Here is an 18,628-nt window from a genome sequence, read left to right as displayed (position 1 = left end):
ATTTCTATTCCTTTAAGACAGGAACCCATCCTTTAAAAATATTTTTAAAAGTATACTTATCCAATTCATAATTAGATAATTGATGTGACCAATTGACACGAGTATCAGGAGATGCTCCTTTACCAACACTTTTATACTCAGCGTAAAAAGTAGTTTTTTCTTTATTAGGAAACATTTTATCTCCAGGCCAAGCATGCCATCCAACAGGCAGGATATGATCTCCCATTTCTGTATTTATAAAAACCGTTTTAGCATAAGAACGCCAGGGTCTTCCCAAGTAAACCTTATGAACATTTTTGTTTGAAGTTAGTTTACAATTAAAAAAAACATATCCAAATTCTTGATTTCTTGGTGTTGCAGCAGCAGTTATATAAGAATCTGACACACTATTAATAATACATTTCTCAAAAACAACAGTTGCTTGTCCAAAAATAAAATCGGTAGTTCCTTCTATAAAACAATCTTCATAATATTGCCTTCCCCCTTCTGTAGCAGTATATAATGTATCTTGACAACCTACAATTCTACAATTTTTAGCCACAAACCTGTCTCCTTCTACATGTAACGCAACTGCTTGCCCTTGATGACAAGATTCATTTTTTACTGTTAAATTTTCTAAATGAACATCTGCTCCTAAAACCAACAAAGTATAAGAATCAAACGTTCCATATTTTTTTTGAGTAATTTGACTCACTTTACCTGCATAATCATCAAAAGTAATGACGGTATTTTCTTTACTTTGTCCTTTTAAAGTAACTTTATGCATAAAAGAAGGTATTACAATTTTTTCACGATAAACGCCATCTTTTATATTGATTAATACTTCTGAAGGACCAAAGGCTCTTACTGAATTTACAGCCTCTTGAATAGAATTAAACTCTCCTGTTCCATCTTGCGCTACTGTAATGGTTTTATAAGGTTCTTTGTAAGGATCTTTTAACATTTTATCTAAAAAATCAACCGTATACCTTAAAGTAGTCTCAAACCAAGGATTCATTAACCAAAAAGAATGTGGCGTATTGGGCAATGTATGGACCTCATTATAGATTCTATATCTATCTAGTAATTCTACATAAGTATCTCTCCCTGCATGAAAACGAGGTTGAGCACTATTGATAAAAATGGTGGGTGGTGTGTTTTTGGTGACATGTTCTAAAGGGGAAGCTTCTTTCCAAACCTCTAAACTATCTTTAAAAGTTCCCCCTAACCAAAAATCTAGTAAAGCTCCTTTTCCCGTTTCAGGATGTACAAAAGACGCTACTCCATCAATATTTACAATAGCCTGTATCGAGGTCGAAGTCTTTTCATTTTCTTCTTTATAAATTTTTGAATTTGGCGTTACGCCTAACTGCATGGCTAAATGAGCTCCTGCTGAACCTCCTAAACTAGCTATTCTATTTACATCTAAATGATATTTTTCTGAATGTTCTTTCATCCATCTTAAAGCATCTTTTAAATCTAACATCGCTGCCGGATAAATTGCTTCCGGTCCTAACCTATAAGATGCTACCACAGCAACATAACCATGTTCTGCTAACTTTTCTGCCAATGGAGATAGGTTTTCTCTTTCTCCAGAAACCCAACCTCCACCATGAACTAAAAGAACTCCTGGTAGCTTTTTTTCCTTATGCTGCTTTGGATAAAATACATCTAACTCTAGATTAGATGTCGTTGTTTTTTTATACACAATATGATCATCAACCAATACATCTTCTGAATTTGTAAGTGCTATTGGTGAAATAAAATCATAATATTTTTTTAACTTATTATAAGTGGTTTCTATAGTATAAGGCCTTATATCTACTTTTTCTTTTTGAGCAAAAGTATTACCACTAATTATTATAAAACACAGTATTCTTAAAATTTTACAGCTATTTTTCATTCTAGTTTTGCTAATATTAAAAACTACTGATCTCCTAAAAGTTCCTTTAAATTATACTTTAGAACATCTGTATCAGAAAGTTGATGAGACCAAGAAACTCTTTCTGATGAAGCTCCTTCACCCGAAGAATTGTATTCTGCATAAAAAGTTGTTGATTCCGCTTCTTTTTTTCCCCAATTGTGCCATCCTTCAGTTTTAATATGTTTTCCCATTTCACAATTTATAAAAACTGTTTGTGCATAATTACGCCATGGTCTTCCTAAATAAACACTTTTCTCAGGAGCATCTCCAGTTAATTTACAATTAATAAAAGTTAAACCTGAACTCGCTCCTTGATTTGTTGAAGCGGCAGTAATATAACTTCCCCCTTTTTTTGAATAAATTTCACAGTTTTCAAAAACAGCTACAGACCATCCAAAAATAAAATCTGTGGTTCCTTCTATATAACAATCTTTATAATACTGTCTAGAGTCTTCTCCATGAACATATAAAGTATCTTGAAAACCTAAGAATTTACAATTCTCAAACATCACCATATCTCCATCTACACGAACAGCCACGGCTTGTCCCACAGGTCCCGATGAATTTTCAAAAGTGATGTTTTTTGCTTTAAACTCATCTCCAAACACATAAAAAGAAGTAGATCCAGTAGTTCCTTTTTCCTCTCCAAAAACATTCTTTTTACTAGCATAGTCGTCATATGTCAATACTACTTTATCAATATCTTCTCCAATAAAAGTAACTTTTGTTTTGGAGGCTGGCAGAATCAGTTTTTCTTTATACACTCCATTTTTAATATAAACAACCGTTTCTTGTTTTCTAAAATCAGGAATTGCCATAATAGCTTCCTGAACTGTTAAAAAATCTCCAGAACCATCTTTAGCTACCGTATAATCAGGGATTAATTCTTGGGCATTTACTGAAACACCGGTAAAAAAAACAAATAGCAAAACAGCTATCAATTGTTGAATCTTAATTCTTATCATGACTATATTTTCTATAATTTTTGTATTCCTTTATATACTAATTTTGCTACCTCCTTAGCTCCTTCTGGCTGAAAGTGAGTATTGTCATTTTGCCCGTCAGGATATGCTTCAAATTTCCCTGCTGGTAAATTCATAAAGTAATTTTGTGACACAAAGTCTTTTCCTTTTTTAGTAAAAAAATCACGAGATTTTAGGTTTAAATCTATTAAATGTACATTCATTTCCTTAGCCACCTCCTTCGGAGCAAGGTCGTATTCTCCATGTACATCATTTAAAACATCATCTTTCCATGGGTAATTTCTAGCCACAGGAGTTAAAATAATAGGAATCGCTCCCTTTTCTCTTGTTTGAGAAACATACAACCTTAAAAACTCTTTATAACCTTCAATATTTACATACCTTTCATGCTTTTCCTTTGCGGCATCATTATGTCCAAATTGCATGATGACAATATCATCTTTTTTTAGAGTTTCATAAACACCACGCCATCTTCCTTCTTGAAAAAACGTTCTAGTACTACGTCCCCCTCTAGCTCTATCATCCACCAAAACACTATCTGTTTTTATCAAATTTGATACATGATTCAAACTATCCGAAGAAAAAAACGACTGAAAAACCTGTCCCCATCCTGTAACCGGATATCTTGTTTTCATGTAGTCTTTTTCATCATAGTCATTCGCATAATTAGCCATCGTTGAATCACCAATTAAATAAATAGTGGTTACCGTTGGTTTTAATTCTGTTGTTTCTTTTTGCTTATCAGAACCACATGAAATGGTCGTAACGAAACAAGTTACAATCACAAATCCACTTAATATTTTTCTAATCATTTTTATTATTTTTTAGCGTAAAAATTATAGGTCAATTTCTGATACCTCCAGATGGTAACCTTAAAATACTAGCACCATTTTGCTCCTCTTTGGGTGGAAAAAAAGCCAACATATTAGGCTGAGAAACTTGTGTAATTCTCTGACGTTCTTCAACATCCTCAAGTTCTAATCCTTTGGAATTAGGAATTTTACCATTTTGTCATAATGGAATTATTTCTTGGGCCGAAAGCATTGAACAAAAAAATATTAAAGATAAACATCTGTACAAGCTTCATTCGCTTATTTAATTTTTACAGCATTTTTACCTAAGCCCATCCCTCTTTGAATTTGCTCCTTTTCATTAGAAACATCTTTTTTATCAAACTGAACATTATTTGTTTTTGGCCCTAAAACTTTAATAGCAGATTTACTATCAGTAAAGTTAAAACCACTTGTTGTAATGTTCTTACTGTTATAAATAGTTAAAGCAAAATCATCCGAAGCTTTTATGGTAACATTTTTTAATGTAATACCATCAGAATCTATTGCTGTAATCCCTTTTTTAGTTTCGAACACAGAATTTTCAATAGAAATATTTTTTAAGTTCATTTCTGGTAACCCCATAAAAAACACTGCTGTTTCAGAATCAGCTACATGAATATTTTTCATAAATATATTTCTAAAAGAAGGCGTTTCTTCTGTCACAGCTACCAATTCCTGATCTTGAATTTTAGTATCTGTTTCTTGCCCTTCCTCTAAAACTGGCGATTTACCTGAATAATATAAGTTGAAACGAATGGCCTCTGTTGGAATATGAACCATGTTAATGTTAGAAATATAAATATCCTCAACAATTCCACCTCTACCTCTGGTACTTTTAAATCGTAAACCAACATCTGTCCCTATAAATGTACAGTTAGATACATGTACATTTTTAACTCCACCAGACATTTCGCTACCAACCACAAAACCACCATGAGCATGATAAACAATATTGTTTTTTACAATAACATTCTGTGAAGGCATGTTACGATCTCTACCGTCTTTATCCTTTCCTGATTTTATACAAATGGCATCGTCTCCAACATCAAAAGTATTGTTATAAATCAATGCACGATTACAAGATTCTAAATCTAACCCATCTCCATTTTGTGAATACCAAGGATTACGAATGCTTAAATTTCTAATAGTAATATCCTCACACATTAACGGGTGAAGGTTCCATGCAGGTGAATTTTGAAACGTAAGACCATCTAACAAAACTGTTTTACAATTGATCAAACTAACCATCACAGGACGAAGAAAATCTTTAACGGTAGCTAATTCTTCATCACCAATTAAATCAGGAACGTTAAAATTTGTACTACTTTCAAATCCTTTTTTTGAACCTTCTGAAGGAAACCATATTTTTTTATCTTGAGAAAGTACACCTCCAGAATTCACTAATTTTTTCCACTGCTGATCTGTCATTTTACTTTTTTTAACAGGACGCCAGGCATCACCATTACCATCAATAATTCCGTTACCGGTAATCGCTATGTTTTCTGCATTATTTGCATTAATAGGAGAGACACAACGTACTGTATTTAAACCTTCAAAACTGGTTTTTACAATTGGATAATCATCAAAATTATCACTAAAAAGAATCAAAGCACCGTCTTCTAAATGCAAATTGATGTTGCTTTTTAAAGTAATAGGTCCTGTGTACCACATTCCCGCAGGAACAACCACAGTTCCTCCTCCATTTTTCACCAAAGCTTCAATACTTTGTTTAAAAGCTTCTGTGTTTTTAAAAGCTCCATCACCAATAGCTCCAAAATCTTTAATATTCACTTCATTATTCAGAAACTTTACTTGCTTTACAGCAGCCATTTCAAACTCTATATTTTTATATATGGTGCTCAACGCTTCTTGTTCTTTTGATTGAGCATGATTTGTTTGAACAAACCCTATTCCTAATACCAATACAGTGCTTAGGACTGATTTTAATAATTTCATTCTTTATTTATTTATTTTGTAATTCTAAAATAATCTACATCTGCATAACCTCCACGTTTAGCCTCAGGTGTACTAATGCTAAACAATCCTACTTTTGCTCCTATCCACTTCCCTACTCTGGCTTTGAATGGTTTTCCGATTTTTTTAAATCTTTTTCCATTTTCACTATAACTAAACTGACACATGGCATCTGGTGCTACTACTTCAACTTTAATAAATACTTGATTATCTTTTAGTTTTATTTCTTCATTAATAGTTTCCTCTGCACCTCTGTCAGCATTAATCGCTTGAGTTTGCTCTAAGTAAAACTCCCCTTCTTTTTGAGTAATAGTTACCGTTGCGTAATCTCTTCCCATCACGATCACCCCGGCTTTACGTGGTTGTTTGGCATCTTCTGGAGTCAATGTTATTTTAGTATCTACCGTAAAATTTGGTGCAGGAAACTTTTGCAACAATAAATTTGGTACATCCCATAAATTCTTTGCCTCTTCGGGTATGGCCATGCTAAACAATCTTAAATAATCTTTTCCTGGCAACTGCGCATGCCATAAAATATTTGGATTTGCATTCCACTGCCACTGTATTCCTAAACCATCACCATTAAACTCATCTGTTTCTTTTGGGGTTTCAATAGCATATGTTTTTCCTACGTTTGGTTTTTTATGAGTCATAACAGGCTCTCCAATTCCATTTCCGTCATGATCTTTCCCCATGACAGGCCAGTCATTTTTCCAATCCATAGGTTGTAAATGCACAATTCTACCGTAAGCATCTACATCTTGAAAGTGATAAAACCAATCTTCTCCTTCAAGAGTTTCTACCCACGCTCCTTGGTGAGGACCATTAACGCTAGTTTTACCTTGCTCTAGCACTATTTTCTCTTCGTAAGGACCATAAATGTTTTTAGATCTTAAAATTAATTGCCAACCTGTTGCCACTCCTCCTGCAGGAGCAAAAATGTAATAATATCCATTTCTTTTGTACATTTTAGTTCCTTCTACCGTTGGATGATCCTCATGTCCATCAAACACATGACGACCAAGATCTAATACTTTCGTTCCATCAGGACTTAACTTAAATAGGGTTAAGATACTTTTTACTCCCGCACGACTTCCCGCCCATGCTACTGATAAATAAGCTTTTCCGTCTTCATCCCAAAGCGGACAAGGATCTATTGCTCCTTTGGCTTTCATGACCAATACAGGCTCTTCCCATTCACCTGCAGGATCTTTGGTTTTTACCATGTAAATTCCAAAATCTGGATCTCCCCAATAAATATAAAACTCATTGTTATGATATCTAATACTTGGAGCCCAAACACCATTACCGTGCTGCGGAATATTAAAATGTTCTACAGGCACTTGTAGTGGCAATGCGTAATTAATTAGTTCCCAATTGACCATGTCTTTTGAATGTAAAATAGGCAATCCTGGAGCAGCGTTAAAACTAGAGGCCGTCATATAATAATCGTTTCCTGCTCTGGTCACATCAGGATCTGAATAATCAGCATGAAGAATAGGGTTTTTATAAGTTCCATCTCCTTGATCTGCCACCCAAACTTGTGATTTATACACTTCATTTTTTTGTGCAAAACAAAAAGCAGTTATCAAAAAAATAGTTAGTAAACTGAATTTTTTCATCTTTTATACTCTTTTTTATCTTAATTATTTATCTAATTCTAAACTTGCTAAAATAAAAGCACCAGTCCCTTTGGGATCATTGGCTCTAATTTGTTCGTTTACATAATACTCATAACTTCCATCGCGATAAGGATTCCCTCCTAAACCAGCCACCGCGCAACATTGATTTAAATTGACCGTTCCGTCTTCCTCAACACTAATCAGATTATTTAAGATTCCGTTATAGGCTTTTAAAGCAATATTCTTATATTTTTTTGGTAAATAGCCTTTGTTTGCTCCCTTAGCAAAAGCATAAGCAAACATTGAGGAACCTGTTGCTTCTAAATAGTTTCCATCTCTATTGCCTTGGTCTAAGACCTGGTACCATAATCCTGTTTTTTCATCTTGAACCTTTATCAATGCCTCTGAAAATTCGTTTAAATAAGTAATTAGTCTTTCTCTTCCTGGATGATCTTTTGGAAAATTATCTAAGACATCTACAATAGCCATTCCATACCATCCCATGGCTCTTGACCAAAAATTAGGAGAAGTCCCAGTTTGTTTGTTTGCCCAAGCTTGTTCTTTACTTTCGTCCCAACCGTGATATAACAATCCTGTATTTGGATCTTTGGTGTGTTTTTGAATCAAATCAAACTGATGAACAATATCGTCATAAGCTTTTTTTGCATCATCTCCTTTACTAAACATACTAGTATATTGTGCATAAAAAGGCTGAGCCATAAACAATCCATCTAACCACATTTGATGTGTATATCTTTTCTTATGCCAAAATCCTCCATCTGAAGTTCTTGGTTGTGCATCAATTTGTTTTCTTAGGGTCTGAATCGCTTTTAAAAATCTTTCTTCTTTGGTTTTTTCGTAAACATACAACAGTACATCTCCAGACTTTAACATGTCCAAATTTGTTTTTTCGAAAGAATAGGTTAAAATTTCTCCTTGTGGATTTACCATCGTATCAGGATAACTATAAATGTAGTTATAATACTCCTCCTTATGAGTTTCATCATATACTCTTTTAGCTGCCATTAACACCAATCCATTTGGATAACTCCATTTTGGTTTTTTATGAAAATCTAACATCCAAGATTCCGGAAAACGTTTCATTTCGGAAATCAACATACGTTCGGACCACTTTAATTCTGTAGCCGTTTTTTCAGTTTTATGCTGTTCTTCTTTTTTACTGGTTTTGCAGGAAAACAACACTGCTACCAATAATACACTTAAAAAATAGGCGATATTCTTAAATCTAATTCTCATCATGGTTCTATTATTTATTTCTTAAAATTTCAACAAAAAGCTAGTACGAAATCTTATTGATATTAGCACTAGCTTTTTAATTAAGATTATTGATTGTTTAAAAACCATCAATAACAAAAGTAATCGATTACGAAAATATCAAAACAAAGTCCTAACCTCTATTAAATTTTAATCAAATACTTTTAAATTTTAAACATATCATCAACAAAACAAACCTATATGTGAAAAAAAAATAATTTAAACACCTCGTTATTAAACAAATCACAATAAAACTATTGATTACAAATCATAAAAGTATTCTTTATCTGAATTACCTTGAGTTGATATAAAAAACAAAAACACAGTATAATTTATATACTATCCTTATATTTATTTTTTAAAACTTAAAATTAAATTAATATGAAAACTGGAGCTTTGTTAACCATACTTATAAGCGAATTATTAATCTTAATGATGATGTCTTTAGACATACAATCTAGTACACTTAGTTTTGTAAGCACCTTAGTTGTAGTGGTGATTATTGCCTTTTCTTTTTCTGCATTATTACAAAATATTAAAAGTTTAACCTCTAGTAAAAAATATGGAATTAGCGGACTTATTGGAGTCGTAGCTGGTTTATTTTACTATTGGTGGGCTAGTAAACATTTTGAAACCATTGCAGCATGGTTAAAAACTTACGGATTGTATTTTCTATTTATCATTATTTTTATTTGTGCCTTATTTCTATATGCTTATAAAGGGGAGAAAAAACAAAAACATTTAGAAGAAACACCACATATATAATTAAACAAACAGAAGTAAATGAATATTAGAACATTAGGAAACAAAGGATTTAATGTAAGTGAAGTTGGACTAGGATGTTGGCAAATTGGTGCCAATTGGGGAAATGAAATAGCCAAAGAAGAAGCTTTTGACATTCTTAGCAAAGCTGTAGAAAAAGGCATTACTTTTTTTGACACAGCAGATGTATATGGTGATGGACGTAGTGAAGAATTAATTGGAGCGTTTATAAAAAATTGCGAGACTAAAATTAGAGTAGCAACCAAGTTTGGACGAAGTGCTGAAGTTTTTCCAAATCATTACACCGAAGAAGCATTAAGAAACCATATAGACGGTTCTTTAAAAAGATTAGGTGTTAAAACACTAGATTTAATTCAATTACACTGTATTCCTTTAGATGCTTTAAAAAAAGGAGATATTTTTAATTGGTTAAGAACTTTACAAGAAGAAGGTAAAATTCTTCATTTTGGTGCTAGTGTAGAAAGTGTAGAAGAAGGACTTTTATGTTTGGAACAAGAGGGAATCCAATCTTTACAAGTCATTTTTAATGTTTTTAGACAAAAATTAGTCAAAGAATTATTACCACAAGCCAAAGCTAAAGGAGTGGGAATTATTGTTCGTTTACCTTTAGCTAGTGGATTGTTAACCGGTAAATTTAGCAAAGACACTCAGTTTTTAGAAAGCGATCACAGAAACTTTAACAAAGATGGAGAAGCTTTTAATGTTGGAGAAACTTTTGCTGGACTTCCGTTTGAAAAAGGAGTTGAATTAACTGAAGAACTAAAAAGCATTTGCCCTGATAATTTATCGTTAACAGAGTTATCGTTAAGATGGATTTTAGATCACGATGCGGTTACTACAATTATTCCTGGAGCAAGTTCTTCTAAGCACATTGAAGGAAATGCAAAAGCAAGTAGTTTGTCTCCTTTATCAGAAAAAACAATGAAAGAACTTTCGGAGTTTTACCAAAAAAAAGTTCACCAACACATTCGTGGTTCTTATTAAACAAAAAACAATTTCCATTCTATAAACGCTCAATATCAAGTTATTGAGCGTTTTTTTATTCCTCATTATTTAAAAATATTTAGAAAACTCTTTGATATTTAAATTTTACTACTATCTTCGTGTTATAGTTAAATATGACACTAATACAATCTGCTATGATTACAATAGAAAATTTAAATTTTAACCATTCAAAAGAAAAACAACTCTTTCAGGATTTAACATTACAACTTCATTCAGGAAGCATTGTTGGTTTGCTAGGTAAAAACGGAGCGGGTAAATCTACCTTATTACAACTTTTATCAGGATTATTAAGTCAAAAATCGGGAAGTATTGATATTAATGGTTTTGAACCTTATGACAAGAATCCTCATTTTTTATCTGACTTATATTTGGTTACAGATGAACCTTATGTTCCAAATATTAAAATAAAATCATTCATAAAGAATTTTGCTCCATTATATCCAAATTTTGATGTTGATAAACTGAAAAATATTTTGATTGAGTTTCGATTGGACGAGAACATGAAACTTGATAAAATATCTTACGGACAAAGAAAAAAATTCATCATTGGTTTTGCTTTGGCTACCAATAGCAAATTATTATTACTTGATGAACCAACCAATGGATTGGATATTCCATCAAAAAAAATATTCAGAAAAGTATTGATAGAATCTATTAATGAAGATCAGTTGGTCTTGATTTCTACCCATCAGGTAAAAGACATTGAAAATATTATAGACAAAATAATAGTGATTGACCATGGTAAAATAACATTTAACCATGATTTGTATGAGATAGCCGAAAAACTTCAATTTAAAAAAGTACCAAGCCTACAAAGTGAAGAACAAGTATTTTATTCGGAAAAATGTCCTGAAGGATATCATATTATCACATCTGTAAACAAAAACGAAGAAACCGAAGTTGACATGGAGCTTTTGTTTAATGCTCTTATTAATAACATTGCTATACATATTTAAAAATGGAAAAATACTTTAACCCAACAAGGTTTTCTAAATATTTTAGATACAACCTAAGCATACATTACAAAGCCTATTTTATTACTTGTATTATTTTGTTAATAGGATTGGTTTGCACTAATTATATTTATTTGTGTTCTAATCATGAATACAAAGCCAATACACATGTTACTATATATACATTATCTTATTGTTTAAGTGCTGTTTTAGTAATAGGAACAGGCTTTCCAGAACTAAGATCCAAATCAAAAACCATTTATTTTATAACCATTCCAGCTTCTATTTTAGAAAAATATTTGGTTCAGTTTTTTATAAGAATTATCTGTTTTACTATTATCTACCATGTTTTGTTTTGGATAAGTTTAAAATTAGCACATCATTTTTATATGTTAACCGATTACAAAAAACACTTTGTTATTTATGATTATAGTTTCTTTTCTGCCTTAGAAAACGGATACTCTTCTAAATCATATTCTCTATTCTCTTTAATCATATCGATATGTCTTTTGGTATTTACAGGGTCGGCCATTTATAAAAAGTTTGCCTTATTCAAAACCGTATTTACCATTTTTGCTTTTCTTTTTGGTATTTATATACTGTTATTAATTTACTCACATATATTTAATCCAGAAGTCACACACGGATTTTATCCTGAATTACAACCTAGAAATGTTTATCAAGAATACAATACCATGATTTTATTAATGATAGCTATTAGCTGTGTAACCAGTATTCTTCTATTGCCCCTAGCCTACTTTAAATTAAAAGAAAAAGAACTGTAATATGGAGTTTAAATCAAACAAAGGAATTTTTCTTCAAATAGCTGATAACTTATGTAATCAGATTCTAGAAGGAAAATTACAGCCTGGAGACAGAGTACCGTCCGTAAGAGATTTAGCCATTGAATTAGAAGTAAACAGAAACACCGTAATGAGAAGTTATAGTTATTTAAATGATGAAGAAATATTTGTAAACAAAAGAGGAATAGGTTTTTTTGTGAATGATATCGCTTTAAAAAAAATAGAAGAAAAGGATAAAAAAGATTTTTTTGAAAATGAAATGCCTTATATCATAGAAAAAATAAGACTGTTAAAATTAAACAGTACTGATTTTAAAGAAATTTTTAACGAATTGAAAAACAACGACTAGCGATGAAAAAAAGTAACTACATCCTTATTACTTCAGTTCTTTTTATATTGATTTTTATTACCGTTTATTTTGTTGATACTAAGATTCACAAAGAAGAAATTAGATCAGAAATAATGGAGTCTATTATTATAAATTCAGGAGAAGAAATAGTTAAAGCAAAATATAAAGTTATAGACAACCCTACAAATAAAAAGATTTGGAAATCATATATTCAAAAAATAAAAGAATACTATGAAGATAGTAACATCAATAAAACTTATGGAATTTCTACCAAAATAAATTTAGTAGACCATAATACAAGTTATATTATAAGAAACTATAAAACCTTCAAAGATACCAATGCTTTAAGGTTATTAGAAAAAGTTCATCATAGTATTCTTGAGTTTAAAATTTATTATAACGCAAATTTGTATGCCGAAGTTTTATATGAATTAGGAAAAATAGAGCAAGCCAAGAAAATTGAAAAAAAATATCATGATGAAAAATATGCTAAAGTTCCTGAAAAAGTAAAAAAATGGATAGATAGTGAATTGGCAAAAAACACTAAAATACCTTTAACCAGTCTTGATACTCCTGTTTTTTTTAATGACAGCCCTGCTAGAATTGTTGGATATATTAAAGGATACAATGGAAATCAAGCATTAGACTTTACCACAGGGATGTTTTATGCAGAAAATGTTTTTGAACAAGGAAGTAGAACTCCAATTTTAATAAACATACATCCTGATGGTAGATTTGAAGCAGATATTCCTTTATCTCACTCTGTATTTTCAAAGATATTTATCAACAACAAATGGATTCCTTTTTATTTAGAACCCCAACAAACATTGGCAATGGTTATTGATGCTAAAGGATTATACCCTAAAGAACCTAGAAAAAATGGATTTAAAAACACCTTGTTTTTAGGGAGTTTGGCACAGGTAAATTATGATTTGATCAACTACAATCATGAAGATTTTAATTATGATGACTACTATAAAAAAACACAAAAACTCTCTAATGATGAATATAAAAAATATAGACAAGAGCAATTACAAGAGAATTTAGAAAATTATCATAATTATGTTTTCAAAAGACAAATTACTAGCAAAGCAACAAAAATTTTAAAGAACACCATTTTAGTAGATAATGCAGTATATCTATTTGATTTTCTTCAGCATCACCCTACTGATGTTTTACTAGAACCCTTAAATAAAATTTACAAACCCAATGCTAAAGATGATTTTTATGAGTTTTTAAACACCATTCCTTGGAATGACCAAAGTCTTTTGTTAGCAGATCAATTTAGTACTTTTATCAATCGTTTTGAAACATTGAATCGTTTACAAATCAATAGTGTTATGACTTTTTCTTCTGATGATGATTACGTGCCTAAACTAACAAAAGATTTACGAGCTAAAGATTCCATAGCCAAAAACGTATTAGGAATTGATGTTACAAGTTTTGTATATAATCTACCAAAAATAAGACGTTTAAAATATGTGATTGAATTTGTAAAAAATGAAGAAAAGGTTACTACGTTTTGGAACACTGTTAAAACAACCAATAATCCAATATTAAACAAAAAAGCTTTACAAATTATCAATCAATATTTTATCCAAAAAGAACAAGGAGTCGAGATACCAAATACCAAAGCTGGAACTATTTTAAAAAAGATTATAAAACCTTTTAAAAACAAAACAATTTTTTTAAAATTTTGGACATACGCTACTGGGACACATTCATTAAAAAATGAATTAGAAAAAGCGATCAATCCTATTCAACAAAAATATAAAGACGAAGTAGTTTTTATTTACATCACAGAAGATGACAAGAACTTTAAAGACCAATATACCGTTTTTGTAAAGGAACACAACCTTAGCAATAATTTTAAAATTTCTGAAGATGAAACTCATCATATTCAACAATTATTTAAAAACGCTAAAACTGATTTTTGGGTATTCATAAACAAAGAAGGAAAAATTATGAATAATGATTTTCCATTATACTATACCAATGTTAAAACAGAAATACAAAAAGCAATTACTAAAGAATAAAACATTGTAGTTATCTATAAAGAGAATTGTTATGAAAAAGAAAAAACAAATAACCCATACACGCAAAAAAAGTACTTACATTTTTATTGCATTTGCCTTGTTGGTATTTACAGCAATTACAGTTTATTATGTTGACTCCGAAATACACGAGGCTGAACGTGAGGAAGCAAATAAAAAAAGTGCCGAAATTGAGTATATGAATGCTGAATTATCTGTTGCCTATGATAACAGCGTAAACGATAGAACCAATGGAGAAAAATGGAGAGATTTTATAGCGGTAGTTAAGAAAAACCAAGACATTAATATAGACAATTACATAAGTGCTGAAAAACTATACAAAAGAGCTGATTACATATTAAATAACTATAAGTATTTTAACGATCTAGAGGCTTTAAAAATTATCACAAAACAATATGAAAAAGTATATAATCAACAAAAAGATTATGGCAGTGAAATTTATATAAATCTTTTGTATGAGTTAGGAGATCTAAAAAAAGCACAAAAAGTTGAAGCTTTTTTTAAAGAAGAAAAATTGTCATTAATCCCAAAACACATTACAAAATGGATGGACAAAAAATTAGCAAAAAACACCACAAAACCTTTGGCTAATTTTAATATTAATCATTTTTTTAAAGAAGATACCGCTACTATTGTTGGATATTTAGATTTCTATAATGGCAATCAAGAGTTAGACTTTACAACTGTAATAACTTATTTAAAAAATTATTTTACAAATGAAAATTTTATAAAAACTAGTCCTATTGAACCCGATGGAAGGTTTACAATAAAATTACCACTACATCACCCTATACATAGTTCATTATTGATTAATAATAAATTTGTTGAATTCTACATAGAACCAGGACAAACATTAGGAATTATATTAAACAATGGCTATCTATTAGATACTCGTATAGATGTGAAAAAAATTCCAAAAATCATTTATCAAGGTTCTTTAGCGGAAGTAAATGATGATTTATCAAATTTTATCCCCTCTAATTATGAGCCTTATAAGTTTTATGAGTTAGCCGAAAAACTAGATCCTTTGCCTTTTAAAGAACAACAACTTAAAAACTTTAAAGAAGATTTAAAAGACTTAGAAATTTACACTCAAAAAAGAGGAATTTCAGAAAAAACAAAAAACATCTTAAAGAGTAATATTTTGGTATATAATTATGGTAATTTATTAGATTACACCATGATCCATCCTTTTAAGGAATCGTATCAACTCTTATTTAAAGATAATAACAATTTTAAAATTAAAAAACTAGACATCCCAGATGCGTATTATCATTTTTTAAAAGACATTCCTTTAAACGAACATAGTTTTTTAATGTCACCTCGTTTTTCTCAATTTATCAATCGACTAGAATTCACACCTTGTTTTATGGTACAAAACCTCCATTATGCAAAGAATGTTTTAGAGCAACTTAAGTATCAAACAAAAGCATTTCATTTAACAGATTCTTTAGCCTATAGCTACGGTATCAATACACATGATTTTATTTATGAAATGATTAAAACCAGAGCTTTACAATCAGAAGTTAATAGGTTTGATAACAAAGAAAAACTAATTAGCTATTGGAATAAAATTCATAAAAACAATCATCCTATTTTTCTAAAAACAGCACAAAATATTGCTGCAGAACATACAAAAAAACATCCTAAACTTCCTAAAAACAACAAAGGATTCAAAATATTTAATCAATTCACCAAAGAATTTAGAGATAAAAAATTAGTGCTTATTGTATATGGAGAACTCATTAGTCCTTACTTAAAAAAAGAAATGTATAATAAAATTATTCCTGCTTCAAAAAAGTATGAAAAAGAGGCAAACTTTCTCTTTATCACAAGTCCAAAATTTGCATCTAAAAGCTACTTTCAAAGTTTCACTAATAAAAACAATCTAAAAAACAGCATTCGTATTACAGATGATGAAATGAATTATATTAATGAATTATTTCAAAACAGCTCTGCTACTGGGTTTACAACTGTGATTGACAAAGACGATAATATATTATATCAAAATCCATTTGCAACTTTATTTGATTTTGACAGTTTAAAAAACTAAGAAACACAGGTGTAAAAAAAACTACTAGGTACAAAAAAAAGTAACTTAGTGAATTAATAATTACTAAGAAAAAAACTATACCAAAAGCATACATATATACGTTATAAAAAGAAAAAGAATGAATAAGCTCTATTTAATTACTGGCATAAGTGTTATACTATCCTCTTGCAATCCTACAGGAAAAAAATCTACATTAGAAGAAGGATATTATCAATTAACATCATCAACAGCTAAAAAGAACTCTGTTATCCCATTAAACTTTGTAAGTGGAACACTCCATGTCATTAATCATGATTCTTTAGAGTTTACAGGATATAAAAGTATTGGAGAAACTCTTTTCGGTCACAATAAATTTAATTATAAAATAAACAACAACATTATTACCTTGTACAACAACTCTTTTAAAGAAAGTTTCCCTTTAAATATTTCTCAAAGCAAAGACATTGTGATTGAGGTAAATCATGAAAAATTTAAAACATTATTTTTTGAACGTTTAAAACTAAAATTAAATCTTGAAAAATACGTTGTTGTTAGTTTTACCAAACAACAAAACACTGATAATCAAAAAATTGAACCTTATTTAAATCATTTTTTTAATCATGCTGTTTTTGACTTTATATCAAAAGATTCTGTAATAGTTTCTCCTAAAATGATTCAATACCTATTAAAAGATTCTATTGAAGTAAATCCTAAATTTCAATACAAAATAACCAATCAAAAAATATTTTTTTACAATACAAAACATCAATTTACCATTCCATATACTTATGATGGTGTGTTACATTTAAACATAAATGATGAAACATTTGTAAAGTTAGATTTAATCAAAAAACACTCTATTTAAAACAACTAAAAACAAAAAACTATGAAAGAAAATCAATCATTTAATCTAAACACAGACATCTTAAATAATTTTAGCTATTTGTTTGTAAAGTTGGTATTCATTATCATTACTACTTATCTTATCATATTGATTTTAAACTTTTTAAGAGACAAGTTTATCAACCAAGAAAAAGCAACAGCAAAAAACAACATCAATGATCTAATTTTTATCCTTAACAAACTGTTTTATATTTCTGGTTTTGGATTTGTAATTGCAAACATTCTTCAAATGATTTTTTCCGAAATCTCTGATAGCAATTCTAGAATACCAAATTTTAAAATTACTGGAGAATGGGAATATCTTACGTTTGGAATTATCTTAATTTTTGTAGGTATTAGCTTTAAAGTCATTCATAAAGCACTTAGCAAAAAAGAAAAAGAAGATATGGTTCCTATTCAAAAAAATGAAGAAAAAGTTTCATCATAAAATATGGATATTACCCTTTCCAAATTCTAATGCTGAATTACCCATAGCAACTTTTAAAGTACCACATAATAATTTGTCATCTTCAAAAAAGAAGAATAATATTATTTTCAACACGTAAAAGCCACAAAAACCAGTGCCAACTATATAACAAACACTAAAATGGCATTATAATTGTTTATTTCTAAACGTTTTACAGTTTTTTCTATTAAAACAACAACCCTCCCCTTTTACCCCACAAAGAACAAATTGCCATCAAAAAGAAAAAAGAGCTATGAAAAAGATCTTCTTATTAATGCTATTGATTAGCTGTCTCAGCTTTTCACAAATTCACAAACCCGTCACTTGGGAAACTTCAGTCAAAAAAATTACAGAAACAGAATACTTGCTAATTTTCACGGCTATGATTAAAAAAGACTGGGTATTATATTCCATGAATTTACCAGAAGATGGTCCCTTACCTACCGTTTTTAGCTTTGATAAAAATGCTGACATTCAACTTTTAGGAAAAACCACCGAAGAAAAAGGAATGAGCAAATACGAAGAAGTTTTTAAAATGAATGTCACTTATTTTAAAGACAAAACTACTTTTAAACAACGTATTAAAACCTCTAAAAAAGACTTTAAAATTTCTGGAGTAATTGATTATATGGCTTGTAACAAAGAAGGCTGTGTACCCGATTACTATGAATTTGAAATAGAAATATAACTGCTATTAATTATAAAAAAAAG

The 18,628-nt window shown here is 30.1% G+C and carries 17 protein-coding genes; 11 read left to right on the top strand and 6 right to left on the bottom strand.

Translation table 11 applies throughout. The features are described 5' to 3' along the window. Positions 1 to 4: 4 nt before the first annotated feature. The 6 genes from QVZ41_RS09565 to QVZ41_RS09540 form a co-directional block, all read right to left on the bottom strand. Complete coding sequence (locus tag QVZ41_RS09565; protein WP_302884348.1) at positions 5 to 1,882, bottom strand: pectinesterase family protein; 1,878 nt, start codon at positions 1,880 to 1,882, stop codon at positions 5 to 7. A gap of 23 nt (positions 1,883 to 1,905) precedes the next feature. Further along, a complete protein-coding gene (locus tag QVZ41_RS09560; protein ID WP_302884347.1) occupies positions 1,906 to 2,868 on the bottom strand; it encodes a pectinesterase family protein in 963 nt (320 codons plus the stop codon). 11 nt (positions 2,869 to 2,879) lie between these two features. Then, complete coding sequence (locus QVZ41_RS09555) at positions 2,880 to 3,698, bottom strand: rhamnogalacturonan acetylesterase (protein ID WP_302884346.1); 819 nt, start codon at positions 3,696 to 3,698, stop codon at positions 2,880 to 2,882. A gap of 279 nt (positions 3,699 to 3,977) precedes the next feature. Beyond that, positions 3,978 to 5,675: a glycoside hydrolase family 28 protein gene (locus QVZ41_RS09550; protein WP_302884345.1), complete on the bottom strand. Its 1,698-nt coding sequence runs from the start codon at positions 5,673 to 5,675 to the stop codon at positions 3,978 to 3,980. Between the two features lie 11 nt (positions 5,676 to 5,686). Then, complete coding sequence (locus QVZ41_RS09545; RefSeq protein WP_302884344.1) at positions 5,687 to 7,315, bottom strand: glycoside hydrolase family 43 protein; 1,629 nt, start codon at positions 7,313 to 7,315, stop codon at positions 5,687 to 5,689. Positions 7,316 to 7,339: 24 nt separating this feature from the next. Next, the gene (locus QVZ41_RS09540; protein ID WP_302884343.1) at positions 7,340 to 8,575 is read right to left on the bottom strand and encodes a glycoside hydrolase family 88/105 protein; all 1,236 of its coding nucleotides are present in this window, start codon (positions 8,573 to 8,575) and stop codon (positions 7,340 to 7,342) included. A 396-nt stretch (positions 8,576 to 8,971) separates the two neighbouring features. On the opposite strand from QVZ41_RS09540, the gene QVZ41_RS09535 reads away from it, so the two are divergent. The 11 genes from QVZ41_RS09535 to QVZ41_RS09485 all read left to right on the top strand — a co-directional run bounded on the left by QVZ41_RS09535 (position 8,972) and on the right by QVZ41_RS09485 (position 18,605). Then, positions 8,972 to 9,355: a hypothetical protein gene (locus tag QVZ41_RS09535; protein ID WP_302884342.1), complete on the top strand. Its 384-nt coding sequence runs from the start codon at positions 8,972 to 8,974 to the stop codon at positions 9,353 to 9,355. Positions 9,356 to 9,373: 18 nt separating this feature from the next. Next, positions 9,374 to 10,357, top strand: coding sequence for an aldo/keto reductase (locus QVZ41_RS09530; RefSeq protein WP_302884341.1), 984 nt, complete (start codon positions 9,374 to 9,376; stop codon positions 10,355 to 10,357). Between the two features lie 155 nt (positions 10,358 to 10,512). Further along, entirely contained in the window at positions 10,513 to 11,334 is an 822-nt protein-coding gene (locus tag QVZ41_RS09525) for an ATP-binding cassette domain-containing protein (protein ID WP_302884340.1), read from the top strand. Positions 11,335 to 11,336: 2 nt separating this feature from the next. Further along, positions 11,337 to 12,116, top strand: a complete 780-nt coding sequence (locus tag QVZ41_RS09520; protein WP_302884339.1) for a hypothetical protein — start codon at positions 11,337 to 11,339, stop codon at positions 12,114 to 12,116. Position 12,117: 1 nt separating this feature from the next. Then, on the top strand, positions 12,118 to 12,483 hold the full coding sequence (locus QVZ41_RS09515) for a GntR family transcriptional regulator (protein WP_302884338.1): 366 nt from the start codon (positions 12,118 to 12,120) through the stop codon (positions 12,481 to 12,483). Between the two features lie 2 nt (positions 12,484 to 12,485). Beyond that, entirely contained in the window at positions 12,486 to 14,519 is a 2,034-nt protein-coding gene (locus QVZ41_RS09510; RefSeq protein ID WP_302884337.1) for a TlpA family protein disulfide reductase, read from the top strand. A gap of 31 nt (positions 14,520 to 14,550) precedes the next feature. Continuing rightward, complete coding sequence (locus QVZ41_RS09505; RefSeq protein WP_302884336.1) at positions 14,551 to 16,590, top strand: hypothetical protein; 2,040 nt, start codon at positions 14,551 to 14,553, stop codon at positions 16,588 to 16,590. Positions 16,591 to 16,708: 118 nt separating this feature from the next. After that, positions 16,709 to 17,434, top strand: coding sequence for a hypothetical protein (locus QVZ41_RS09500; protein WP_302884335.1), 726 nt, complete (start codon positions 16,709 to 16,711; stop codon positions 17,432 to 17,434). A gap of 21 nt (positions 17,435 to 17,455) precedes the next feature. After that, positions 17,456 to 17,899, top strand: coding sequence for a hypothetical protein (locus QVZ41_RS09495; RefSeq protein WP_302884334.1), 444 nt, complete (start codon positions 17,456 to 17,458; stop codon positions 17,897 to 17,899). Then, a complete protein-coding gene (locus tag QVZ41_RS09490; RefSeq protein ID WP_302884333.1) occupies positions 17,877 to 18,017 on the top strand; it encodes a hypothetical protein in 141 nt (46 codons plus the stop codon). Before QVZ41_RS09495 ends, QVZ41_RS09490 begins: the two co-directional genes overlap by 23 nt. A gap of 153 nt (positions 18,018 to 18,170) precedes the next feature. Beyond that, entirely contained in the window at positions 18,171 to 18,605 is a 435-nt protein-coding gene (locus QVZ41_RS09485) for a protein-disulfide reductase DsbD domain-containing protein (protein WP_302884332.1), read from the top strand. The last annotated feature ends 23 nt before the right edge of the window (positions 18,606 to 18,628 follow it).

This window comes from Wenyingzhuangia gilva (assembly GCF_030519655.1).
In the GTDB taxonomy this organism is placed as follows: Bacteria; Bacteroidota; Bacteroidia; order Flavobacteriales; family Flavobacteriaceae; genus Wenyingzhuangia; species Wenyingzhuangia gilva.
This window is presented reverse-complemented; position numbering and strand designations above follow the sequence as displayed.

Bases quoted from the DNA above. Each gene is read 5' to 3' on its own strand.
- QVZ41_RS09565 (WP_302884348.1), bottom strand. From the start codon at position 1,882: ATGAAAAATAGCTGTAAAATTTTAAGAATACTGTGTTTTATAATAATT.
- QVZ41_RS09560 (WP_302884347.1), bottom strand. From the start codon at position 2,868: ATGATAAGAATTAAGATTCAACAATTGATAGCTGTTTTGCTATTTGTT.
- QVZ41_RS09555 (WP_302884346.1), bottom strand. From the start codon at position 3,698: ATGATTAGAAAAATATTAAGTGGATTTGTGATTGTAACTTGTTTCGTT.
- QVZ41_RS09550 (WP_302884345.1), bottom strand. From the start codon at position 5,675: ATGAAATTATTAAAATCAGTCCTAAGCACTGTATTGGTATTAGGAATA.
- QVZ41_RS09545 (WP_302884344.1), bottom strand. From the start codon at position 7,315: ATGAAAAAATTCAGTTTACTAACTATTTTTTTGATAACTGCTTTTTGT.
- QVZ41_RS09540 (WP_302884343.1), bottom strand. From the start codon at position 8,575: ATGATGAGAATTAGATTTAAGAATATCGCCTATTTTTTAAGTGTATTA.
- QVZ41_RS09535 (WP_302884342.1), top strand. From the start codon at position 8,972: ATGAAAACTGGAGCTTTGTTAACCATACTTATAAGCGAATTATTAATC.
- QVZ41_RS09530 (WP_302884341.1), top strand. From the start codon at position 9,374: ATGAATATTAGAACATTAGGAAACAAAGGATTTAATGTAAGTGAAGTT.
- QVZ41_RS09525 (WP_302884340.1), top strand. From the start codon at position 10,513: ATGATTACAATAGAAAATTTAAATTTTAACCATTCAAAAGAAAAACAA.
- QVZ41_RS09520 (WP_302884339.1), top strand. From the start codon at position 11,337: ATGGAAAAATACTTTAACCCAACAAGGTTTTCTAAATATTTTAGATAC.
- QVZ41_RS09515 (WP_302884338.1), top strand. From the start codon at position 12,118: ATGGAGTTTAAATCAAACAAAGGAATTTTTCTTCAAATAGCTGATAAC.
- QVZ41_RS09510 (WP_302884337.1), top strand. From the start codon at position 12,486: ATGAAAAAAAGTAACTACATCCTTATTACTTCAGTTCTTTTTATATTG.
- QVZ41_RS09505 (WP_302884336.1), top strand. From the start codon at position 14,551: ATGAAAAAGAAAAAACAAATAACCCATACACGCAAAAAAAGTACTTAC.
- QVZ41_RS09500 (WP_302884335.1), top strand. From the start codon at position 16,709: ATGAATAAGCTCTATTTAATTACTGGCATAAGTGTTATACTATCCTCT.
- QVZ41_RS09495 (WP_302884334.1), top strand. From the start codon at position 17,456: ATGAAAGAAAATCAATCATTTAATCTAAACACAGACATCTTAAATAAT.
- QVZ41_RS09490 (WP_302884333.1), top strand. From the start codon at position 17,877: ATGAAGAAAAAGTTTCATCATAAAATATGGATATTACCCTTTCCAAAT.
- QVZ41_RS09485 (WP_302884332.1), top strand. From the start codon at position 18,171: ATGAAAAAGATCTTCTTATTAATGCTATTGATTAGCTGTCTCAGCTTT.